Below are 23,470 nucleotides of genomic sequence, written 5' to 3' on the forward strand. Positions count from 1 at the left end.
TTATTCATGCTCTACATGGCATGTTTGACAATCTTTTGGTAATAACCGATGGTTAACACGGCAAACACAAAGTAAATCAAGGCGTACACCCCCATCGCAATCGCCGACGGCACGACGATGCTGGAAAGCGCCAAGATGGATGCCGCTTTGACGGCAAATACGGAATGCACAAGCCCAATCAAGAGCGGTATGGCGAAGACGAACAGCTGTTTGCGTACAATTCCCCTCATGATGGCATTCACGTCGAAGCCGAGCTGCCGAAGGGTCACAAAGCTCCTCTTCTCCTGCTCCGCTTCCGTCATCTGTTTGAAATACAGGATGCTGCCGGTCGAAATAAGAAAGACGAGACCAAGAAATCCCGATATGAAAATGAGCAGCCCGAACGTCTGGAGTGTAGCTTCATATTGCGTATGGAAATCGGGCATAAACCGATCTTCCTTTGTATACTTCGCATAGAGGCCGGACGCCTTGGCACGCTCCTTTTTGTCGGGAATCAGGTACGTGTCGAAACGTACCGCTTCAAAATCGGGCGAGGTCCGCATGCTCTCCCTGAGCTCCTTAAAGGTTGATTCATCTGTCACGAGTTGAGCGCCATACACATTAAAATTCATGGCAAATTTAACGACGAGTCCTGTCAGTCGAAGCGTCTCCGTACCTCCGTTTTTGCCCGGTTCGATCTCCTGTGGAAATTTCTTATTCTCTTCCGTGTTCTTTCCGGCAAGATTTGCCCGACCGTCGAAAAGAACCGCTTCCCCTTTGCCAGGCACCTTGATGTCCGCCCCGGCCTCCAGAAGCTGTTCAGCAGGAAGAAAGAGCAGCCCCCGGTAATCGCTCTTCGAATGATTGTCCGGATCGCGGATTTTTCCCATCAGCCGCACGGCTTCCACGGGCTTATGGACGAATGTGATCCCCTCCTTTTGCAGCTCCTCGCTGAACGACTTTGAATCCGTCCCGTTATTCTCGAAGATAAAATCGTACGGCAGCGAGATCCGGGTATCGCTTTCCGCAGAAAAGTAAAGCGAGTAGCTCATCGCGACCATCGTGAGCGTCATCGCCGACAGCACGGTAATTAAGGTCAGCGAGTTGGCATTCGCCTTCATCCGGTGCATAAGCGGCGCGAGGGACAAACTGTTGGCCAGTCCGAGGTGTCCGTCTTTGCTCTTCCGGAACAGATAGAAGGCCCAACCAATCGTGACACGGAACAGAAGATACGTGCCCAAGATGGTCGACAGGAGAACCAATAGCATGTTAAAGAACAGCATGTCGTTCACCATATGCCCTGAAAGCCAATAGCCGAAACCAATGAGCGCTATGCCCAATAAGGCCAGGAACGCCGCAACGGCAGAATTCGGCTTTTTCGGATGCTCGCCCTGTTGGTCCGCATGAAACAGTTGGAGCAAGGTGCTGCGATACACCGTTAGCAGCATCTGGATCGAGGTGAGCACGATCAGCGCGGCAAACACGATAACCGTCTGAAGCGCAGCCGGAGCGGAGAACGTCAGCTCGATGAATCCTTCAAACCCGAGAAGCTTCATCAGAATAAGCAGGAACAGGCGCGCCACAAGAGCGCCGCTGCCGATACCTGCCAGAAGCGCGCCTGCGCCCAGCAGCACATTTTCGATGATGAGAAAGCGCGCCACTCCCTTCCTTGTCAACCCTATCAATTGGTACAGCCCGATTTCCCTGCTGCGGCGCTTCAGGAAGATACGGTTCGCGTAAACCGTGAACACGGCCACGATCAGAAGCAGCAAAATGCCTGCCACTTGGAACGAAGCGGCGAACTTCATATCCGCACTCGACGTACGGGCAATGGATGAATCATGCTGCAGCGTGGCAAAGACGAAATACAGACTCGTGCTGAAGATGAGTGCGAAAAAATACAGGTAATAGTGTTTAATATTTTTCCGCATGCTGCGGGTGACAAGCTCAAATAACGTCAACCGTGTCACCCCCGAGAACCGCCTGCACATCCATAATGTCCTTGAAGAAGGCCTGTCTCGTTTTGTCCCCGCGGTATAATTCGGAGTAGATCATCCCGTCCTTCAAAAAGACAACGCGGCTGCAATAACTGGAGGCCACAGGATCATGGGTGACCATCACAATGGTGACGCTGCGTTTTTGATTGAGAGCTTCCATGGTCCCCAACAGCGAGGAAGCGGACTTGGAGTCAAGCGCGCCGGTCGGTTCATCCGCAAATAAGATGGCCGGCCGGTGAATGAGGGCGCGGCAGGCGGAGGTCCGCTGTTTTTGACCGCCCGATATTTCGTGCGGGTATTTGTCCGCCAGCTCTTGGATGCCGAGAATACTGGCAATGGTATGGAACTCTTCTTCCGCTTCCTTCTTATTCATTTTTCCAAGCGATAGAGGAAGGAGAATATTTTCCTTGACCGTCAACGTGTCAAGCAGATTATAGTCCTGGAAAATAAAACCCAGCTTATTCCGGCGGAAAGCGGACAGCTCGGCATCTTTCATCGTGGAAATGTCCGCGTCTTCGATAAGAATCGTCCCTTCTGTCGGACGGTCGATGGTAGCCAGAACATTCAGCAGGGTCGTCTTTCCCGATCCGGACGGTCCCATGATTCCGACAAATTCACTCTCGAGGACACGAAGCTCGATGCCTTTTAACACTTGCTGCGCGCTTCCCTTCGTCCCGTATGATTTGCGAACATTCTGAGCGTGCAGTATCGTTTGTTGCGATATTGGATTCATACCTAACCTCCAAGTTTGCTATAGCCTTATTGTAGAGTGTCCCTCCAGCTTTGTCGCACGTTTTAGATGATAAAGCGGAAAGGCAACGTTACAATATTGTCATGTTGCGCTATGTAAAATGGGAATAAAACAAGCAGTCAGGATGTCTTGAGTTGTATTCCCATATATCCAGTGTGATAATTTACATTAAATGGAATATTAAGATGTCCGATATATATTAAGATAAGGAATCGGTTATAGGAAGCTAGGAGTAGTTAGCCAAAAGGGAGATATGCAGTATGAATATATTGCTGAGGGTTGAACGAGAATCCGGTGGTCAGCCGATTGAGCTTGGCAATGGGCAAATTACTGGCTTTAGCTACATCAACACAAGCCCAGCGGATTTTTTTGCCAAAGCTTATAATGTGGTACACTCGATTCAGATCCGGGGTGAGATTCCACTTCGACTGCTTCCCCCTGTGGAACAAGAGGCGGACAACTCCAATACACTGTATACATGGGCGCTTACCGAGTATAGGCCGGACAATGACTATTATCGAAGCGTGACCGTACGAATCGTAAGGTACGAAAAGACGATTCGAGAGGTCAAATTTACACATGCATAGGAAGTAGCGTTAAGAGTAGTTTTGGACCTACTTTCGCAAAAGGAAAATATGGAGCTGTTTTGTTTTACGACGGGGGAAAAATTAAACAAAACCTAAATGAAGGGAAGCCAGCGACAGCAGCACAATGGGAACGATTTTTCAAGGGAGAAAGCTGGGAATCCATTTTTAGAAAATAGGGAGATGAACATGTTGGAAAAAGCGTTAATCGTATTAATCGTATTACTTTTGTTACTAACACTTTCTTATGCAATTCTTGCTATTGTTAAACCAACTGTTGTATGGAAGAGAGAATTTATTTCCAAAAAAGTGAGGAAGCCCAGTGATTTCGATTTATTGCTAACGAGGGTATCGGGTGCTTTCCTAATACTGGCTTGTTTCGTATTAGCCTATGTATTTCTAAATAAAGTAACTAACGTCAAACTATGTTCCGCTTTTTCGACGGCAAAAATGTGTTTCGATGTTTAATGTAAATTGATACGGATACGAGGTGAAATCCCGCTTCGCTTTTTTTCCTCCTGCGGAACTGGATGCGGATACCCTTTTCTACGGAATTGGGAACAATTCGATACCATGCTTTTTTTTAATTCGTCTGAAACTATCAGCAAGCCTTTAATGGTCTAACCTTATCGGATACATCGAGAGCTGATTGGAAAATACTTGGACACAATTGCTCTGGGCTGAGGTGTAGCAAGTATTGTTAAATCCAAATATGTGTGGGAAAGGTCTTTTTTGTGACTTCAAGGAAAATAAGTGGTCAAGACCCCATTTGTAGACATTGAAAAAAGACCCTGAGCGGTAAGCTGACGTCGGCCATCAACCGGCGTCAGCTGGAAAATTGTCCAAACCCTTCGCATGACGATAAAGAGCTAATGTGCTGGAGCAAAAGACAATTGCCGAATTAAAAAAGCGGAAAAGAGGGCGCTGTTCCACGGAGCGTTCAGGTTACGGCAGCAATCCGGTTCGAATAGATTCGAAGTCGTTTTTCGCGGTGAACATCATACGCATCACGGTACCTTTCCCCGGTTCGGATTGCGCCTCAAGGGTAATGCCGATTTTGGCGGCAACGGTCTGCGCAAGATACAATCCAAGTCCGGTCGCCGCATTTTGCAGTCTGCCGTTGCCTCCTGTAAACCCTTTGTCGAAAATGCGCGGCAGATCGTGCGCCGGAATTCCAGGCCCCTCGTCCTTGATGCTAAGTATGACATTGCCGGCCTTCGCGGTTTCGGTCGAAATCACGATCGTCCCGCCACCCGGGCTGTATTTCACGGCGTTCGTCAATACTTGCCGGATCATGAACCGGCACCACTTGCTATCCGTGACGACCTCCGCATCCTCTCCTTCGAATTCGACCGCGAGGTTCTTCTCCACGCACCACGAGGCCAGTTCGCGAACTTCTTTCGCTGCAAGCCGCTGAATGGCCGCTGCTTCCAAAACATAATCCGACTCCAGGGAAGGCAGACGCGTCATATACAGCTGCCGATCGATAAGCAGGTAGATCCGCAGCCATTCCGCTTCGATTTTGCGCATCGCCGGATCGCTGCGATTGGCATCGATGGTCAGCTTCATGGCGGTGAGAGGCGCTTTGGCTTCGTGCACCCAGGAGGCGGTGTAATCATTTTCGATGAGGTGTGCCATTTTACATTCCGATAGCTTGCGTCTGAACAAAAGATCGGCCGCGCGCAACGCCTCGCCCGTGATCTCGTCCCGAACAGTTTCGGCAACTGGCAAGGCTTCGATCCAGTCGTCATTCATTTCTTCGGCGAGTGCAGCAAGCGCCGCCGCATATTTCGTCTCTTTCCGGTAGCGCCACAGGAAAAAAGCCGTAAAAGAAAGAAGAAACAAGGCATTCAAATACACGATGGAACTTGTTTGTACATAGATTCCTTTATCTAGCAAAATGAGCAAGTCTGTCAATCCAAGCAGCATCATAAACAGTAGAATCCAGCTTTTCATACTGCCGACGTAGCGTATAAACACCCCTGTCCTGTTCCTCCCTTCCCCTATAGAGTGATGGCCATGTAGCCCAATCCTTTTTTCGTTACGATGGCGTCTTCCAGCCGAAGGATGGCCAGCTTCTGGCGCAAGCGCGTAATATTCGCGGTCAGGGTATTATCGTTGACGAACTGCTCGTCTTCCCACAGCTTGCGGATCAGGTCATGGCGCGTGACAATCTCGTTCTTCGCCTTGACGAGGATGGCGAGAATGAAAAATTCGTTTTTCGTCAATTCGACGTCTTTGCCGTCCATGCGGATGACGCCGCGTTTCATATCGATCACCGCGCCGTTCCATTCGATAAGATCGGACGTTTCTTCCCCGTAGGCATACGTGCGGCGAAGAACAGCCTGGATTTTGGCAAGCAGCACGTCCATGTTGAACGGCTTCTGGATATAGTCGTCCGCTCCCATATTCATGGCCATGACCATATCCATCGGGTGATCGCGTGAAGAGATAAAAAGAATCGGCACCTTCGATACCGCCCGAATTTCCCGGCACCAGTGAAAGCCGTCATACTTGGGAAGCTGAACGTCCAGAACGACAAGCTGAGGCTTCTCCTGCAAAAAAGGCCCCATAACATCATCGAAGCGATCAGGTCCTATGACGCGAAAAGACCATTTCTCCAGCCTTTCCTTCAGGGAATCGAAGATAGAGGTATCGTCTTCCACAATGAAGATGCTCATGTCCATTCCAATGCACTTCCTTTCCACCCCTAGTTTAAATGAAACATCTCCAATAAACAAAAAAACTATATGTGACGTTTATGCAACTTTCACACATAGGTATTTTGGCAGCAGACTTTTGCCGGGCCGCATTTTTTCTTTGAAGAAGTGCTGGATACGTCCGGCGCGGTCGAGAACAGGCCTGATGCTGAACCCGCTTGCTCTTGCGCGGCTGAACAGACACTGCCAAATGAAACGGCCGGTTCGCGCGGAAAAGGCCGCCCGCGGCGGCCTTTTCAAATTGTTTTGAACCAACGTAGATCTTCGGTTACCAAGTCTGACGCAGAAGCTTCATAACGGCCTCTCTTTTAACAGGCTTACTGATATACTCATCCATTCCAGCCTCCAGGCATTTTTCCCGATCGCCCTTCAAGGCGTTGGCCGTGACGGCAATGATTCGGGGACTCTTCTCTTTAAGGCTGTTTTTTATGATTTGTGTTGCCTCCAAGCCATTCAGAACGGGCATATGCAGGTCCATAAAAATGATATCATAATGATCTTTGTGGACGGCTTCGATCGCCTCTTTACCGTTGGAGACGACGGTAACCTTATGCCCCATTTTTTCAAGCATTTTGCTCATCACAAGTTGATTGATTGGATTGTCTTCAGCAAGCAGGATGCTCGTTTTAATCGCCCTATTCAGCATCTGCTCAAACTCCTGCTCACAGGGAAGTCCTGGAGCCTCCTTAAGCCTGATGGTGAAAATAAACGACGAGCCGTTCATGCCGTCACTAACGGCGTAAATTTCCCCGCCCATCATACTGACCAGCCTGCGGCTGATCGCAAGACCCAGGCCGGTTCCTTCGTGTCTGCGGGTCATCAAGCTGCCGATTTGTGCGAACGGCTCAAATATGTCGTTAAGCCACGCGGGATCAATGCCCATCCCCGTATCCGTAACGGTAAAGGCCAGCTTGTCCGGATCTCCTTTCCGTTGCTCCACTTTTACCGATATGCTGCCCCTTGGCGTAAATTTTACGGCATTGCCCAGCAGGTTGATCAGCACCTGTTTCAGCCGCTCGGGGTCGCCGTAAATATAGTCGGGAACATCGTGGTTGAGGGTATACGTCAGGGTTAAATTCTTAATTTCAGCTCTGCCGGAAATGACGGAAAAGCAGTCTTTGATGCATTTGTGCAGATCGAATATCTCCTCTTGAAGTTCGACTCGCCCCGCTTCGATTTTGGAAAGATCAAGGATGTCATTAATGATGCTGAGCAGGGTCTCTCCGCTTTTGCGGATCACTTCGATACAGCTCCGCTGCTCCTCACTTAAATCGGTCATATCGAGCAGAATATCCGTCATTCCAATCACTCCGTTCATGGGTGTACGGATTTCATGGCTCATCATGGCTAAAAACTCGCTTTTTGCTTTATTTGTGGCCTCGGCTGCCTCCTTGGCAAGCAGCAATTTTTTCTGTTCGGAGATGTCCTTACAAATCAGGTAAAACCCGATATTATGCCCGCCTACAAAAATCGGCGCTATACTTGCAAGCACTTCGACGGTATTCCCGCCTTTGGTAACCAGCATGTCGATGTCATGTTCAATCGAATTATCATAAAGGGACTTCTCAAGGATCTTGCTTACATTTTCATTTCCAATCAGATTCGCAAGCTTCATGCCGATCAATTCCGTTTCGATCAAGTACCCGGTCAGCTTCTCGGCCATGGTATTGGCATTAATAATGCGACCGTCGAGGCCAAAGGAAATGACGGCATCATGGTTGTATTTTTTGAGCGAAGTATAGCGTTCGACGGATTCCTGGAGTCGTCGCTCCGATTCCTTTTGTTTCGTGATATCAATCATTTGGGCAATGTAATACAAAGGTTTGTCCGTTTCGTCGCAAAAAAGTTTGAAGGATAGCAGTCCCCACATGGTCTCGCCGTTTTTTTTGATGTACCTGCCTTCAATCATTACTTCACTCTCATTGCTTAATAGCGCCTTTAAATCGTCAATGTCGGTTTGGGCTTCATCGAGGTGAGTAAAGTCGCCGATGCGCTTGCCGTCAAACTCCGCTTTGGAATATCCAAACATCTTTTCCATTGCAGGGTTGACCGTCAAAATAAGACCATCGGGCGACACAAGAAAAATTCCAAAAGAAGCATGGTCAAACACTTGTTGATTGAAGGTGATTTGGTTCAAATTCACGCGATGCATGCGGCTTACCTCCGTAAGTTCTACAAATAACTTCGTTATTTCGTTCAAATGACACACTTCCTAAGGTATTTACCCATTACTGGGTCCGCTGAAACATATAAGCTACCGATTTTACCAAGATTTATCGCTAAGACGTTTTTTTGAAAGTATATCCAACCGCTAGTTGAGCGACAGGACCTAGCCCAGCAGTGCTTTGGCTCCGTTCATTACTAAAGGCATGGTCTGTTTAACGAATGATTCCGCATTTAGTCGACGCCCCTCATTGTTCCAAGCATAAGCGGCCCCGTACATCCCCCAACTTAACATGATCGAAGCTGTATTTATTAATTGCGCGTCTGGACTCGAAAGCATCCTGTCTTTGTCTATAAAGGAAAGAAGTACCGTTTGAATTTTTTCCTTTATTTGAATTTCGAATACGGGTCCAAGCGGTTTATAGCTTCTTTTGCACATGGTGCTTAGATTCTCGTGAAAATCGCATACAGCCAGAAAAATACTCCGAATGGTTTCTTTATTTAATATTTCGTGACCGCTTATTCTGCGATTTATGATGGTCATAAAAGATTCCGTTAGTTTGGACTCCAGAATTTCGAATTTATCTGCAAAATGGGCATAAAACGTCGCTCTGTTAACAGTGGCCCTCTCTGTAATATCCCTAACGGTTATCGATTCGAAGTTTTTTTCTTGAATTAATGAAGCGAAAGCGTCTTGAAGGAGCCGCCGTGTACGTATCACCCGAGGATCAGCCTCATTCTTTTTCATTGTCAAACCTCCTGATTAAAACGACATTATCGAAATGGTGTTGTCTAAACAACGATTTCATTATATTGATGATTGTCACCGCTCTGTTATTATTATAACCTACAAATACAACAAATGTTGTCTAAGCAGCCTATGTTGGATACTGAGTACTGCGTTGCCAGATCCACATGCCAAGAGGAGGAGAGAACCATGTCCGTTTCGCAACCGTCACAAACACTGGAGCAACAACTCTTTTTCGATGTTATTCGAGACCGCCGGTCGGTTCGCAGCTATGATCCCCAGGTTATTTCACGGGAGGAATTGACCGAAATCTTGCGGCAAGCCACGCTGGCTCCCTCAGCCGCCAACTTGCAGCCGTGGCGTTTTCTCGTTATCGACTCCCCGGAGCTGAAGCAGCAACTGCTTCCGATCGCATTCAATCAACAACAAGTGATCGAGGCTTCTGCTGTCATCGCCGTTCTTGGGGACCTGGAGAACATCCGGATGGCCGGGAAGATTTACGGCCTGGCTGTCGATGCGGGTTTTATGCCTGCGGATACGGCAAAATCGTTTGTCGAACGCTATACCGATATGTATTCGAGCATGCCGTCCGAAGCTATCCGCCAAATCGTATATACCGACAGCGGGCTGGTATCGATGCAGCTCATGCTAGTTGCCCGCGCCAAAGGCTACGATACGGTACCGATAGGCGGTTATGACAAACAAAAGTTCATGAAAGCTTTCGGCATATCAGAGCGGTACGTTCCGATTATGCTGATCGCCATCGGCAAGGCGGCGAAGCCCGGTCATCCGACGGTGAGGCTGCCCATCGACGATGTAGCTTTCTTCAACGAAATGCCTGACGCCTAAGATAATGATTTTAAAGATATTCGATGACCGGGATGCCTTGATAGATAAGGAATCGATCCCGGTCTATTGCTATTCCTCGCGCAGCGGCGCGGATCTAACGGGCAGCAGCCAAGAAGAAAAGCACGGACCCTGACGGCAATCTGATTAGTCTTGTCGCTTAGTGTAAATATATGGAAATATTAAAGCCACTCCGACGTCAGAGTGGCTTTTTTAACTGGAATTCCAAAGGGAAAATTTTGCAAGTATTCGGAGTTCTGGCAACGGAAGTATTTCATTGATATAATAAAAAAGGCATTGTCTTGTTTTTTTGTTTGTTCGCAGTTCATTTGGAGGTATAAAATGGAACTCAGAAACCTTAAAACCTTCCAAGTCGTCGCTGACCAATTAAATTTGTCCAAAGCAGCCGAAATTTTATCCTATACACAGCCTACGATCTCTGTCCAAATTCAAGCATTGGAACGGGAATTGGGGCATCCCTTATTTAATCGTGTCGGTAAAAAAACGTTTTTAACCCCTACCGGAAAATTGGTGAAGCACCATACGGATATCATTTTGAACGCTTTAAACGATTTGGAGACCGCCTTAAAAACACTTGACGAACCGTACGGTAAACTTGCAATTGCAGCCCCTGAATATTACTACGGCCGACATCTCTCGTTGTTAATCAGTTCTTTCATTAAAGACCATCCAAAGGTAAAATTAGATTTGGCTTGCTACAATAGTAAAGAAACAATAAAGCTAGTAAGCTCCCATCAAGCCGATATCGGAATCATCGCAGGAAAATATAACTCGCCTGAAATGGAATCGATTAATCTGGACACCGAAGAGGTGATGATGGTTACGACCCAAGAGATCTCCCAACAACATGACTTGTCCACGATTTTCTCCCATTACCCGCTGATCACCTATAGAGAAAGCTGTAATTTAGAAGACGTCATTAAAGGCTGTCTATCTGAATTACAATATCAACCTACGAACATCATTGAGTCCGGCAGCGATGAAGCGATCAAACATGCGGCCATCAATCAAACAAGCGTCGCTTTGCTAAGCTCGGACGGAATCAAGGAGGAGCTGGCTACGGGTAAGCTTGTCCCGATCCATCGTTTTCAACATCGGGTCGAAACCTCTCTTATTTACCTCAAATCCAGGTCGGAAGAAGCAAATATTCAAAGCTTTAGCGATCTTCTCAAGCAGGCTTGGAAGCCTTTGGAGGATTGAAATGGAATGCAGCGGTCAGGAAAAATGGGTTAAAAACAGCTTGGGCAAAAAGAATGGCAGGAGGAGCATGCATTCCCTTCTACCATTGTTTCTGCCCAAATGTATCAAAGCCATAGGAAGCGATTTCAAATTTCACAGCGAATTTTGTTACCCTTGACGTCTGCTTTTTCCTTATACTTCACGTGATAAATAGCATAACAAAAAGTAACAAAGGGCACTGCGCAGTACAGCGCAAGCCGTTGGTTCGGATCAAAGGCAAGCCCAATGCATGCAACCGTGCATAGAATGAAAGCCGCTATTGGAATAAAGGGATACAACGGGGTACGGTATTTCAAGTCAGTAAGACGTCCCCCTTGCTTGAGAAATTTTTTTCGGAACATATATTGAGAAGCAGCTATAGCCATCCAAGCCATTATAGCGCTCAATCCGGCAAGCGAAACGAGCCATAAATAAACGGTATCTGCTGCATAAACACTGGATAACAGCGACAAGCAGGCAATACCGACACTAATGATTAATGCATTTAACGGTACTCCTCTTGCCGTTAATTTTCCTAGACCTGCAGGGGCCATTTTATTTCTTGAAAGAGCCCAAAGCATACGGGATGAAGCATACAATCCCGAATTCGCAACGGACAATAGAGCAGTTAAGATAACAAAATTCATAATGTCGGCAGAATAAGGAACACCGATATTGTCAAATACCATAACAAACGGGCTTTCTACGACTCCCGCCTGCTTCCACGAAATTAATCCTGAGACAACAAAAATGGATAACAGGAAAAATAAAATAATTCGCCAGACTGTATTTCGAATTGCTTTAGGCACGGAAGTCTCCGGATCTTTGCTTTCTCCCGCAGCAATTCCAACGAGCTCGCTGCCCTGAAAAGCAAAATTAACCGTGACCATCGACATCAATACGCCGCTCAAACCATTAGGAAATAAACCGCCTTCTCCCGTAAAGTTAGAAAACATTGGCGCAGACGAATAGCCTTTCATCTGAATAAGCCCAAACATAGCTGCACCGCCTAAAACAATAAATCCTATGATCGTAAATAGTTTAATACTTGCAAACCAGTATTCCGTCTCGGCATACGCTCTTGTCGAAAGCGCATTCAGTAAAAAGAGCACAATAACAAAGAGGGTGCACCAGATCCAAGTCGGTACGTCAGGAAACCAGCGCTGCATGATTAATCCGGAAGCTGTAACCTCAGAGCCTAATGTTATCACCCAACCAAACCAATATAACCAACCGACCGTAAATCCTGTAGCAGGTCCGATATATTTGGTCGCATACGTTTGAAAAGAGCCTGATTCAGGCATGGCAACCGACAATTCGCCAAGGCACATCATAACGAGATACATAATGAGTCCGCCCACCAAATACGCGAGAATGGAACCGCCGGGTCCCGCCTGACTAATCGTATAGCCTGAACTGATAAACAGCCCTGTGCCAATAACTCCACCGAGTGAAATCATATACACATGCCTGCTCTTCATCGTGCGCTGCAATTCGGTCACACCATGAACCTTCTGTTCTATCATGAATTCGCCCCCTTAATCTGAACCATACACTCATGGGTTTCGGCGATTGAAAGATAATAGCGCTTTCAATTCACTTGGCAAGCATGTCCATTTCTGTTTTTTATAAATCGGCTTTCCTGTACAACCTTGAAAGATCGTACAGGAAACAGCCGTGATCCACTGCAAGACGTAACAAGTTCGGTGGCTTTGAGCAACCTCGTTTCATTCTTACTGGGCTGCAGCTTCTACTTCATGAAAAACCGATCCAATTCGTTCAAGCGCCCAATCCAAATTTTCTTGCGAAATATTTAACGGCGGAGCAAAACGAATCGTCGTTTCGTGCGTTTCTTTGCACAGCAGGCCCAGCTCTTTCAGCTTTTCGCAATAAGGACGCGCCGGTTCGTTCAATTCAAGCCCGATAAATAAGCCGCGGCCGCGAATTTCTTTCAGTTTGCTGCTTTTGATCTCTTTTAGCTTATTCATAAAATATTGTCCCGATTGTTCGGAGCGACGAACCAAATCCTCTTCTTGCAGAACGTCCAATGCTGTAATTGCAACCGCACAGCCTAACGGATTGCCGCCAAAGGTAGAACCGTGAGACCCCGGGTTAAACACGCCGAGAATGTCTTGGTCGGCAGCGACCGCAGAAATCGGAAACACCCCTCCGCCCAATGCTTTACCCAAAATGTACATATCCGGCTTCACATTCTCCCAGTCGCAAGCAAAAAGCTTGCCTGTACGCCCGAAGCCCGTTTGGATTTCATCAGCAACGAACAAGACATGGTTTTCCTTGCAAAGCCTTTGCGCTCCTTCGATAAATCCGGTTGGCGGAATACGGATGCCTGCTTCCCCTTGAATCGGCTCGAACAAAAATGCAGCGGTATTCGGCGAGATCGCATTTTTCAAAGCTTCCAAATCGCCGTACGGAATAATTTTGAACCCGGGTGTGAAAGGCCCGAATCCAGCCTTATATTCTTCCTCGGAGGAACAGGAAGTAATCGTAATTGTACGTCCATGGAAATTGCCTTCACAAACAATAATTTCAGCTTGATGGGCAGGTACTTTTTTCACGCCGTACGCCCAGCGCCGAATGGCTTTGATCGCCGTTTCCACGGCCTCTGCACCTGTATTCATCGGAAGGATCATACTTTTTCCCGTCAGTTGCGACAGTTTTTCGTAAAATATCCCCAGCTGGTCATTGTGAAACGCGCGGGAGGTCAAAGTGACTTTATCCGCTTGATCCTTCAACGCTTGAATGATTTTCGGGTGTCTGTGCCCATGGTTTAACGCGGAGTAGGCACTTAGCATATCCATATATTTGTTGCCTTCCGGATCTTCAACCCATACTCCCTCAGCTCTGGAGATCACGATAGGCAGCGGACGGTAATTTGCAGCTCCGTATTTTTCAGTCTGTTCAATAATTTGTTTTGTCTGTGTCATGGCAGGGCCCCTCCCCGATCAAAATGATTTTATTTATAGAATTCGTTCGCCAAAAAGCGAGCCGGCCAAGTCAACAGCGCATTTGGCCGTCTTGTTGTTCACATCGAGCATCGGATTCACCTCTACAATTTCCGCCGAGACAAGAGCGCCGTGTTCATGCAGATATTCCATAGCAAAATGACTCTCTCTATAAGAAATCCCGCCCTCCACAGGCGTTCCAACACCAGGCGCTTCCCGTGGATCCATCCCGTCCAAATCCAGACTGAGGTGAAATCCGTCCGTGCCTGCCGAAACCCGCTCTAACGCCTCATCCATGACCGTTTTCATGCCATATTTGTCGATGTCATGCATCGTAAATACGCGAATGCCTTGCTCCTTCAAGAACAGCCTTTCGCCTGGATCGATCGATCTCGCCCCGATAATAACAACGTTGCGCGGATCTAATTTCTTATGGGCCCCACCAATGGAAGTAAGACTTGGATGGCCGTGACCTAACAATACAGCCAGCGACATTCCATGAATGTTGCCCGAAGTGGTGGTAAATTCCGTATTCACATCAGAATGCGCGTCGAACCAAATGACACCAAGCTTATTCACATGCTGCAGGACACCTTTAATTGTACCGATAGCAATACTGTGATCTCCGCCGATAACGAGAGGAAGCCGTCCTTTTCCCATCTCTTGGGCCACCACTTCGGCCAATTTCGTGTTAACGCGAGCGATTTCCGCCAAATACTTTAATTTTTCATCGGAATCACACCTATTCTGCAAGCGGTTAACCTCGATATCGCCCCAATCCCTGACGCGGAAACCCAACGCTTCCAGCCTTGCTTGAATATTTAAACTTCGAATCGCAGTCGGCCCCATGTCTACACCAGAACGATTGGCACCAAGTTGAAGCGGCACTCCGATAAGTGAAATATCGTTGCTGTTTTTTGTAGCAATCATAGAGAACCCCTCGGTTTCATATAGTTTTTTTCCACAATATGATGTTTTCAGAAAAAATAGCGCTTTCTTTTTAGGTCATCCTGCTGCTCGATGATATCTCGAATGTATCATAGCTTCAGCAGATTCAGAAATTGAAATCGTTTATTGTTACTATTTAAATTATTTATGGTCAACGATTTTGGGGTATGGATAAGCAGGACGTTTGTGGAGATTGAGAATACGCGGCCAAAAGTCACCGGAAGTTAAATCTTCTGGTGTTTTTATGTTATAATTTACATATTAATACACAATAGGGTTAATTTGATGCGCATCCATGGCACAATCCAAGCTCTAAGGGATAGGTTGAATGAAAATGACAGGGGGGATAGTTATCCGACGACTTCCAGCTTTGAAACATGGCTTGATCGTTTTATTGTAGCTCAAGGAGAAAAATTTTGGAAATGGGTTGAATAAATGATCAAAAGGAACTTTTATCTGTTGTGGGGTAGTCAAGTCATTTCTAACATTGCTGATATCGTTTATTTGATGGCAGTCATTTCTTTTGTGTTCGGGACTACCCATTCTCTGCTGACCACGGTCATTGTTCCATTGATTCGGTTCGGGTCGCAGACCATAAGCGGGCTAATATTTCCAGTTGTGGTTTCACGATTTAAACTAGCAAAGATTTTGATATTTGCTCAATTTTCCCAATTTGCGATATTTTCATGTTTCATGTTTTTTTATTTATTGAGCCAATCAATCCCTTTAGCTCTAATGTTTTCGCTGATTTTTTTTATTTCCTTTTTTGACGGCTGGGTGAAGCCCTGTAGAAATTCTTTAATGCCTCGGATTGTATCCAAAGAGGAGCTGGTAAGGGCAAATGGGCTAGTATCAACGAGCGACCAAATCATCAAATGTTCAAGTTGGGCTTTTAGCGGCGTTTTGGTGATTATGCTTGGAACATTTAATTCCATGATTATCGTTTTAGCTTCATTGTTTATAGCAACAATACTTGCTTCTCTGATCAAAGATAAAAGCGAACAAGACAATAAATCATATGATTCAAAATGGAAACAGGCTGCCGAAGGATGGAAGACATCATTTCGAGATAAGCGAATCAGAACTGTCTTTATAGTTGATGCCATAGACACAATTGGCGGAACGGCTTGGCTTGGTGCCTTTGTGCTTGCGTTTTGCGTTCAGGTTCTTCATAAAGATGAGAGCTGGTGGGGATTAGCAAATGGATCTTTCTTTGCAGGGTCCATTATAGGCGGGTTGCTTGTGGTCTCCGTGTCGAATTACTTTAACAATAAGAAATTCCCCTTTATGTTATGGGGTTTGGCGATTTATGCGGTCATAGCAGGAGCATTCGCATTTAATGGAAACCCTTTTGTGGCCATAGCTCTGATGTTTATAATGGGTCCCCCCCTGCAAGTAACGGCAGTAATTAGAAGAACTTTGATACAAGAAAATGCTGAAAAGGATAAGCTGCCGAAGGTTATGGCTTGTCTTGAGGTAATAAACAATGTGGTTTTCAGTGCTTCCTTGCTTTCTCTTGGATGGGTAGCCGACACTTTCGGTATTCAGACTATATATGCCATAGCTTCTCTGGTGACTTTAGGTTCTGTTGTGATTGGGATAACCTCCAGATCAAATTTCGCAGAACAAAAAACCAAAACTCTTCAAAGCGAAGCTGTCCGGTATTAGCAAACAAAATACATAATACATAACATCGACAAAGGCCCCCCACCAGCGTGGCTGAGGGGGCAGCTTCGCCTTTTGGTTATCGCTCCGCAGCTTCTCGTCCGCGTCTCCGGCCTTGCGCCAGAAAAACTCGCCTGTAAGTTGCATAACCTGTCGTGGACTGTGGGCATTGTATGATTAGCTCCAAATTTTTCTTTACACAGGTGAAAGATATGACAAAGAACATGTTAAGTATCCTCATCGGTTCATCTATGCTCATATCATGCTGTACCATTGCTTACGCAGCTCAAAAGCTCCTGTTCAACAGCTTCCGCAATAAAATTCACAATACCATGGATGTTCGCATGGAGGTGGAACAAGAAAAGGATGGCGGGGATCGCTTATGAAGCTTTTCCTCGCTTTTTTAATAGAAGCGCCATGAGTAATAAAAAGAGGATGAGGCCGGTTTCAATCGCGAAGGCAATCAAGGGATAGGAAAAATGTATAAACTGGGTGTTTTCGGCATTGCCCCCAAAAGATGTGAGAGCAAGAGTGGATGACAGAAATACGCCCGGTATCACAAACGGCTTATAGGATTGTAAAGAAAAAATTTGCGAAATCCCTAAGCTGAAAGCCCAGATCATCATCGAGGAAGCCATAATACCCGCCCCTACGGCAATCATCATCCATACGATTTCCATTCGCTCAATAAACCCGCCGACAAAGATCATTCTCGTCAAGTTCAAACTGGGACTAATCATGTTTTTGGCAATGTTATCCCCGAATACGCCTACTGCTAATGTGACAGTAGCTCCGACAACAAAAGCCCCCATGCTGACAGCTATAAATTTGGAAAGGAAGCCGTTTTCAATCCGATTATTTAAAGGAATGAACATCCCCATTATAATGCAAATGCCATAAAAAGTTAAAATGAATGGGCTGCCGATCAAGAATGGATAAAAACCTTGATCCAATTGAGGCTGCAGTCGTTGTATATCTGCAGACGGGATGATTAAGCCCACTAGAACAAGGATACTGAAAAAATAAATCGGTCCCAGAACCTCGGAGACCCGACCGATGACCTCAATGCCTTTGCGAGCGCTATAGCCAATGATCAAGGCCCCGGAGATCAATATAACAGCAAACGGAGTAGTTGGCAGGAACGCAAAATTGATTAATTGCGAAAGCCCGCGTTGAAGAAGGGAACATACCATAAGGAAAAACAGCGGAAACAGCATTCCGAAGAAGCCCCCTATGTATTTCCCCAGGATGGTCAAGCTGTATTGAACGAAATTTTCACCGGGAAACCTCACGCCTAAATAGGCATATACAATAGCCAGAAGGACGTCGAGGAGCCATCCGCCAATCGTGCTTAACCATGCGTCCCTGCCGGCCGTCAAGATGAGCAGTCCTGGCACTTGAAGAGCAGTGAAGGATGTAATGATGATAAACAACATTAAGATAAATTGTCTCGTACTAATAATTCCTTTTTCTAACATAATCAACACCTTATCCTTAGAAGTTTAAAATGGATTCGCCAATTGGGCGTAACCAACCATGCAAAATTTTTAATGGACTAGGGAGGCCGTAGGCAAACAAGACGATGAGCATAAACGATAAGCCGACGATACACGAAAGGGTGATTGTTTCTTTCCACATCTTCTGTTTCATCAGAGAAACTCCTTCGATGAGAAACAAGGCAGCGCAAGCGGCAAAGGATGCCAGAACCATGATTCGTTCCTTCTTTCTTTATTGTGTTGGATTTCTAATTAAACCATTGGATTGAATTTTAATATGGAATGCGATCTCGTATTGGACGTTAGGGAAAATATCATTCCAGCCCTTTTTTAGACGATGCCACTCTTCCGGATGCTGATTATGCAGATGCTCGGAAAATCCGAGAAAATCAGCATTGAATTCTTTTGTAGCTTTCGTAATTACCTTGTTTACCCTATGCAATAATATTTCTTCGGTTTGCCGTTCCAGTTTTTCCATGACCTTAGGATCAGAGACATCAATGGTTAAATTCCCCACACCACGTAAATCAGCCTGGCCTTCACATTGTATTTTCATAAAAATTTGTCCGTCTTTTACCGATGAAGTAACTTTGCTTTTTCCCTCCTTAATATAAATGGAAGTTTGCTTCTGATTCCCGCCCTCTCCAAGGAGGATGACTAACCCGCCTTTTAATTGATTTCGTAACCATAATAGGCCCCTTGACTCGTTTTTATCAATCGTCCCGATTAAACGGTTGTCTTTGTAAATCGCCGTTTCTTCGATTTGGATCTTTTTAGGAATTTCAACTTCAGATCCGGTTATTTTCATACCTGCTCGGGATAATTTTTCATTTATCCTTTTTTCTTCGTCAACGATCTTGATGTAAGGAGACGTGCTGACTCCCGCGTCACTTCTTAGGCGATAAATGAAATCATAGAGCTGCGTGGTGACGGTGAATGCGTTTTCCCTAAGAAACCCCATCATATCGTCAAGTCCGCTTGCCGGTAAATTTTCCGTAGCCATTTGGGTTTGGAGCAACTCTTTGGCCGATTTGTCCGCTGTGAAGATCCACATATTTTCCCGAAACTGTCTCTCCCGTTCCAGGTAATCCATAACCTCCGAAAAATCGGATTTGGCAAAATCCCGCCCCATGATTATCAATTTGTTGTGTGAATAGATCATTCTTTTGGAGTACGACTTGGAAAAATTAATAATGGCATCAGAGAAAGTCCTCCCCTGACTGGTCAACACCGTAAATGAAGTTCCCTCCCCGCTGCCCGAGGATTTCCCGTAAGCCGGATTCACAACCTGTGCCGAGAGAAGGATCATATGCTCTTCAGGAATTTTATCGATACCCAGTCCAACGACAATGGCGATGTCATCCACATCTGTTCTGTCCCAGCAGCCGGTAAACAGAAGAGAAAGGACAATAGGAAGTACTTTCCACCTTTTCATCATGATCGATTATCCTTTATTGATTTTGTTTAGGGGGACGCGGTTTTAAAAAGAATTTCTGTCTTCTCCGATTGTTCATTCCAAACAAGCTTGGTCTCGTTGTCATATTCCACCAAGGCGCTCTCATTATGACGTCCTTCATATCCTGAATTTTGAATGGGGCAACAGGTGTCAGGTAGGGTACGCCAAAAGAGCGAAGGGAAGTAACATGAATCATCAAGCCCAGTAATCCTAACAAAATTCCGTAAAAACCAAGGACGGCACCTAACAGGAGAAAACCGAATCGCAGCAAGCGTATAGCAAATCCCAAACTATACGCGGGTATAGAAAAAGAAGCAATGGCGGTTAAAGCCACGACGATGACCATAGCCGGAGAAACAATTCCCGCTTCAACAGCAGCTTGACCGATCACCAAAGCCCCCACAATACTAATGGCCTGACCAACTGTACGCGGCAAGCGAACGCCGGCTTCTCTCAGAGCTTCAAAGGTGACTTCCATGATAAAGGCTTCCACAACAGTAGGAAACGGAACCCCCTGATGCGCCGACGTAAAGCTTATCAACAAAGGAGTTGGCATCATCTCATGATGAAAGGTGGTAACAGCAACAAATGTCGAAGGAAGCAATAAAGCGATGATAAAGAATAAGTAGCGAATGAAACGTACTGCGGTAGTAAACGGATATCGTTGGTAATAGTCTTCGCTTGACTGTAAAAATTGAATCATTAAGGCAGGCGCCATTAACGTAAACGGGGTGCCATCTACCAATATGGCTACACGGCCTTCCAGGATTCCAGCGGCTACTTTATCAGGCCGTTCCGTACTCTCCACTTGCGGAAACAGGGAGTAGGGGTTGTCCTCAATGAGTTCCTCAATATACGAGCTATCAAGAACAGAGTCGACATCGATCCGATTTAACCTGTCTCTTACTTCCTGTATCAATTTTTCATCGACGACCCCGTAAATATAGGCAAGGGTAACCTTCGTTTTTGTAATTCTTCCAATGATCAGCTTCTCCATGATTAAATCCGAAGTTTTCACCCGTCGTCGGATCAAAGCGATATTGTCATTCAGATTTTCGGTAAAAGATTCACGGGGACCGCGTACGACGGACTCGGTCTCAGGTTCCGTTACGTCCCTGGATGGAAAACCCTGCGTACCAATTCCTAACGCCTTGGGGACTCCTTCCATCAACAGGACGGTATTGCCTTCCAGCAGAGCGTCAATAAGCTCAGCTAATGTGGATAGCTCGTTGGTTTCCCCTGTTCGGATGAAATATTTCGCTGTCACGGTCATGGAAGGTTCATCCACATAGATCCGGTGCAGCCTCATCAACGGATCCAGGATATACTCGTTTACGGTCTTTTCATCAGTCATGCCTTGGATATAAACAATATAAGAACGAATCTGCTGTTCTCCAACGAGAAACTCTCGAAAAACGATATCGGAGGAGTGATGAAAAACAGCTTCCAGGTTCGTGATGTTATGATGCAAAGAAGAGGTTACTTCAACATCAGCGTACTTTGAAGGTTCATTACAACCGTTTTGCTTGGGTCTCTTATGTAAAGGGATTCTCGTCATATTGTTTCGCATCCATACTTCCCCTGGGGTGTTAGATCAAGTCTTGCACCATATAATGTTCATTTTGATTCATTTTATACATCATAAAAACGTAAAGCGAAGGCGTTTGGCCAAGAACGCAGGCTGGATGAGGGATATTACCGGTTCAACAGCCAACGAATGTGCGGTAAAAATCGCCCAAAAATATACGGAATCGACCGACATCGTCAGCTTGTTCCTGTCCCATCATGGACAAACGCAATTCGCCACCGGAATATCCGGCAACGCCTTCCGGCGAAAAGGCTTCCCGAATTCGACGGCCCCCAACCACCTTCACGTCCCCGCTCCATACTGTTACAGATGCCATTATAAAGCGTCTTACCCGGGCTGCGGCTTCCAGTGCGTGGAAGCGATCGCCGATCACATCGAATACGGCAGCTCCGGCTCCGTCGCCTGCATGATCGTGGAGCCGATTCTTGGCAACGGGGGAAATATCGTGCCTCCGCCGGGCTATTTTCAACAGCTCCGCAAGCTCTGCAACGAATACGGCATGGTCCTGATCGCCGACGAAGTGCAGACGGGGATCGGCAGAACCGGCTATATGTTTGCCAGCGAACTGTTCGATATTCAGCCCGATATCATAACGCTCGCCAAAGGCTTGGGCGGAATCGGCGTCCCGATCGCCGCCGTCCTGATGAAATCCCGGCTTAACGTACTGAAAAAGCACGAGCATTCCTTCACTTCCGGCAGTAACCTCATCTCGCTGGCGGCTGCCCAATCTACGTTGGATGTCGTGGCTCAGCCCGAATTTCTGAATGATGTGAAGCTGAAAGGCGAAATTCTGGGAAGCTTGTTGAACGAGCTGCCCTCCAAGCATAAGTGCATCGGTGACGTGCGAGGTGTCGGTTTAATGTGGGGCATTGAAATCGTCGACCAAGACGGCGCCCCCGACGTCCACAAAGCCAATGAGATTATCGAAACCGCTTTTTCCGATCAACGCTTAATTCTTCGCGATTCACGGTACGGCTACGGCAATGTCGTTAAGGTGAGACCGGCGCTTGTCGCCACGGACGACGAGATTGCGGAGATTGTCGAACGATTGGATGCCGTTTTGCAAAAGGTCGGATAAAAACTTAGAAAGCGAGGCCAGAATATGCTCTCTCTCGTCTATCGATCCGCTTGGGATGTTTCTTTGGAGGAAAGACCCGTTCCGGACCGGATAAAAGATAACCAGGTGCTGGTCCGAATTCGGGCGACGGGAATATGCGGGACCGATTTGGGCATTATTAGCGGAAAATATCACGCCAAGCCTTCGACCATCCTTGGTCACGAATCCGCCGGCGAAGTGGTGCGCGTCGGCCCGGACGTCTCCACGCTTCGGCCCGGCGACCGGGTCGTGATCGATCCGACTTATTATTGCGGACAATGCGCGATGTGCAGAACAGGCAGACAAAATCACTGCGTTCGCAAAGGCGAAACGGAGACCGGCGTAAGCAGCGACGGCACGTTCACGGACTATTATGTCACGGAAGACCGCTTCCTGTATAAGCTTGCCGATCATGTCAGCTATGAGGAAGCGACGATGACCGAGCCGTTAAGCTGCATGCTGACGGGCATCGATCAAATGCGGCTGCTGCCCAATTTCCGGGCGGTTATCCTCGGTGCCGGCCCGATCGGCATGCTGTACAGCTATGCTTTGGCGTCCAAAGGCGTGAGCGGGAGCATCGTCGAAATATCGGAGCACCGGCTGCAGATCGCTGCATCGGTCGCGCCTGAGCGCTGGAACGTCTATGCTTCGATGGAGGACGCATTGACGGCCATGTCCCCTGACAATCGTCAGGTCGATATCATCGTTGACACGACCGGAATCATGGCCACGCAGGCCATTGCCGCGTTAGCCCATGGAGGATATTTGATGCTGGTCGGTCTGCGGGATGGCGAATCGTCCTTCAATCCGAAGGAAATCGTAGACCGCAGCCTGAAAATTATCGGCTCCATCGATTCGCTTGGCACCTTCGCCACCGCTCATTACATGATTGAACGGAAGGTCGTTCCAGTGGGTAAGCTTATCACGCACCGTTTTCCTTTAACTGAATACCAAGAAGCTTTCCGTACATTAGGGTGCGATCTGCAAAAACGGGCACTGACTCCTTGTTCCACAGCGGTCAAAGTTATTCTTCATTCGGGGACATGACGCGAATTTTCGCGCAATGATGCCAGACCCTCGTGAAACAGTACACTCCTTTTTTTAGTCTGGATTAATCCTGCTCCGGTCGCTGCGGGGTTACTTTACTTTTAAAAGGGGATTGTTCCGGCACAGCTTCGACTAAGTAGAAAGAAGGCTGCACCTTGAGCAATTATTTGCTTCAGGGCAGCCT

The 23,470-nt window shown here is 46.8% G+C and carries 19 protein-coding genes; 6 read left to right on the forward strand and 13 right to left on the reverse strand.

Features of this window, described 5'->3' with window-relative positions:
• Positions 1-11: 11 nt before the first annotated feature.
• Together PEH01S_RS06960 and PEH01S_RS06965 are read right to left on the reverse strand one after the other, a co-directional pair.
• Positions 12-1,949, reverse strand: a complete 1,938-nt coding sequence (locus PEH01S_RS06960) for an ABC transporter permease (protein WP_246062819.1) — start codon at positions 1,947-1,949, stop codon at positions 12-14.
• A complete protein-coding gene (locus PEH01S_RS06965; protein WP_025849972.1) occupies positions 1,927-2,709 on the reverse strand; it encodes an ABC transporter ATP-binding protein in 783 nt (260 codons plus the stop codon). The genes PEH01S_RS06960 and PEH01S_RS06965 overlap by 23 nt, the downstream gene beginning before the upstream one ends.
• 278 nt (positions 2,710-2,987) lie before the next feature.
• Between PEH01S_RS06965 and PEH01S_RS06970 the strand changes: the two genes are divergently transcribed.
• Positions 2,988-3,314 carry a hypothetical protein gene (locus PEH01S_RS06970; protein WP_127484475.1) on the forward strand — a complete coding sequence of 109 codons (327 nt, stop codon included), beginning with the start codon at positions 2,988-2,990 and terminating at the stop codon, positions 3,312-3,314.
• Between the two features lie 942 nt (positions 3,315-4,256).
• Here the strand turns inward: PEH01S_RS06970 and PEH01S_RS06975 are convergent.
• From PEH01S_RS06975 to PEH01S_RS06990, 4 genes are all read right to left on the reverse strand, one after another.
• Complete coding sequence (locus PEH01S_RS06975) at positions 4,257-5,291, reverse strand: sensor histidine kinase (protein WP_246062821.1); 1,035 nt, start codon at positions 5,289-5,291, stop codon at positions 4,257-4,259.
• A gap of 23 nt (positions 5,292-5,314) precedes the next feature.
• Entirely contained in the window at positions 5,315-5,992 is a 678-nt protein-coding gene (locus PEH01S_RS06980; protein ID WP_036714102.1) for a response regulator transcription factor, read from the reverse strand.
• Positions 5,993-6,299: 307 nt separating this feature from the next.
• Positions 6,300-8,183, reverse strand: a complete 1,884-nt coding sequence (locus PEH01S_RS06985; RefSeq protein ID WP_127484477.1) for a PAS domain S-box protein — start codon at positions 8,181-8,183, stop codon at positions 6,300-6,302.
• A gap of 177 nt (positions 8,184-8,360) precedes the next feature.
• Positions 8,361-8,948: a TetR/AcrR family transcriptional regulator gene (locus PEH01S_RS06990; RefSeq protein WP_127484479.1), complete on the reverse strand. Its 588-nt coding sequence runs from the start codon at positions 8,946-8,948 to the stop codon at positions 8,361-8,363.
• A 183-nt stretch (positions 8,949-9,131) separates the two neighbouring features.
• Between PEH01S_RS06990 and PEH01S_RS06995 the strand changes: the two genes are divergently transcribed.
• A complete protein-coding gene (locus tag PEH01S_RS06995; RefSeq protein WP_025849965.1) occupies positions 9,132-9,791 on the forward strand; it encodes a nitroreductase family protein in 660 nt (219 codons plus the stop codon).
• A gap of 339 nt (positions 9,792-10,130) precedes the next feature.
• Complete coding sequence (locus tag PEH01S_RS07000) at positions 10,131-11,009, forward strand: LysR family transcriptional regulator (protein ID WP_127484481.1); 879 nt, start codon at positions 10,131-10,133, stop codon at positions 11,007-11,009.
• Between the two features lie 125 nt (positions 11,010-11,134).
• Here PEH01S_RS07000 and PEH01S_RS07005 read toward each other — a convergent pair whose 3' ends face one another.
• The 3 genes from PEH01S_RS07005 to rocF form a co-directional block, all read right to left on the reverse strand.
• Positions 11,135-12,553, reverse strand: a complete 1,419-nt coding sequence (locus PEH01S_RS07005; protein WP_127484483.1) for an amino acid permease — start codon at positions 12,551-12,553, stop codon at positions 11,135-11,137.
• A 207-nt stretch (positions 12,554-12,760) separates the two neighbouring features.
• Positions 12,761-13,972, reverse strand: a complete 1,212-nt coding sequence (locus tag PEH01S_RS07010; RefSeq protein ID WP_127484486.1) for an ornithine--oxo-acid transaminase — start codon at positions 13,970-13,972, stop codon at positions 12,761-12,763.
• A 33-nt stretch (positions 13,973-14,005) separates the two neighbouring features.
• Positions 14,006-14,920 carry an arginase gene (rocF, locus tag PEH01S_RS07015; protein WP_127484488.1) on the reverse strand — a complete coding sequence of 305 codons (915 nt, stop codon included), beginning with the start codon at positions 14,918-14,920 and terminating at the stop codon, positions 14,006-14,008.
• 453 nt (positions 14,921-15,373) lie between these two features.
• Between rocF and PEH01S_RS07020 the strand changes: the two genes are divergently transcribed.
• Complete coding sequence (locus tag PEH01S_RS07020; protein ID WP_127484490.1) at positions 15,374-16,606, forward strand: MFS transporter; 1,233 nt, start codon at positions 15,374-15,376, stop codon at positions 16,604-16,606.
• A 377-nt stretch (positions 16,607-16,983) separates the two neighbouring features.
• Here the strand turns inward: PEH01S_RS07020 and PEH01S_RS07025 are convergent, their stop codons facing one another.
• From PEH01S_RS07025 to PEH01S_RS07040, 4 genes are read right to left on the reverse strand one after another with little or no spacing between them, the layout of a single operon-like run.
• The gene (locus PEH01S_RS07025; protein WP_127484492.1) at positions 16,984-18,081 is read right to left on the reverse strand and encodes a GerAB/ArcD/ProY family transporter; all 1,098 of its coding nucleotides are present in this window, start codon (positions 18,079-18,081) and stop codon (positions 16,984-16,986) included.
• 16 nt (positions 18,082-18,097) lie between these two features.
• Positions 18,098-18,313: a hypothetical protein gene (locus tag PEH01S_RS07030; protein WP_025849958.1), complete on the reverse strand. Its 216-nt coding sequence runs from the start codon at positions 18,311-18,313 to the stop codon at positions 18,098-18,100.
• 18 nt (positions 18,314-18,331) lie between these two features.
• Positions 18,332-19,537 (reverse strand): Ger(x)C family spore germination protein, encoded by a 1,206-nt coding sequence (locus PEH01S_RS07035; protein ID WP_025849957.1) that lies wholly within the window; start codon positions 19,535-19,537, stop codon positions 18,332-18,334.
• A gap of 13 nt (positions 19,538-19,550) precedes the next feature.
• Positions 19,551-21,125, reverse strand: coding sequence for a spore germination protein (locus tag PEH01S_RS07040; RefSeq protein ID WP_127484494.1), 1,575 nt, complete (start codon positions 21,123-21,125; stop codon positions 19,551-19,553).
• A 115-nt stretch (positions 21,126-21,240) separates the two neighbouring features.
• Between PEH01S_RS07040 and PEH01S_RS07045 the strand changes: the two genes are divergently transcribed.
• Together PEH01S_RS07045 and PEH01S_RS07050 are read left to right on the forward strand one after the other, a co-directional pair.
• Positions 21,241-22,221 carry an aspartate aminotransferase family protein gene (locus tag PEH01S_RS07045; protein ID WP_407669425.1) on the forward strand — a complete coding sequence of 327 codons (981 nt, stop codon included), beginning with the start codon at positions 21,241-21,243 and terminating at the stop codon, positions 22,219-22,221.
• Positions 22,222-22,245: 24 nt separating this feature from the next.
• Complete coding sequence (locus PEH01S_RS07050; RefSeq protein ID WP_127484496.1) at positions 22,246-23,286, forward strand: zinc-dependent alcohol dehydrogenase; 1,041 nt, start codon at positions 22,246-22,248, stop codon at positions 23,284-23,286.
• The last annotated feature ends 184 nt before the right edge of the window (positions 23,287-23,470 follow it).

It is taken from the genome of Paenibacillus ehimensis NBRC 15659 (assembly GCF_004000785.1).
Lineage (GTDB): Bacteria > Bacillota > Bacilli > Paenibacillales > NBRC-103111 > Paenibacillus_G > Paenibacillus_G ehimensis.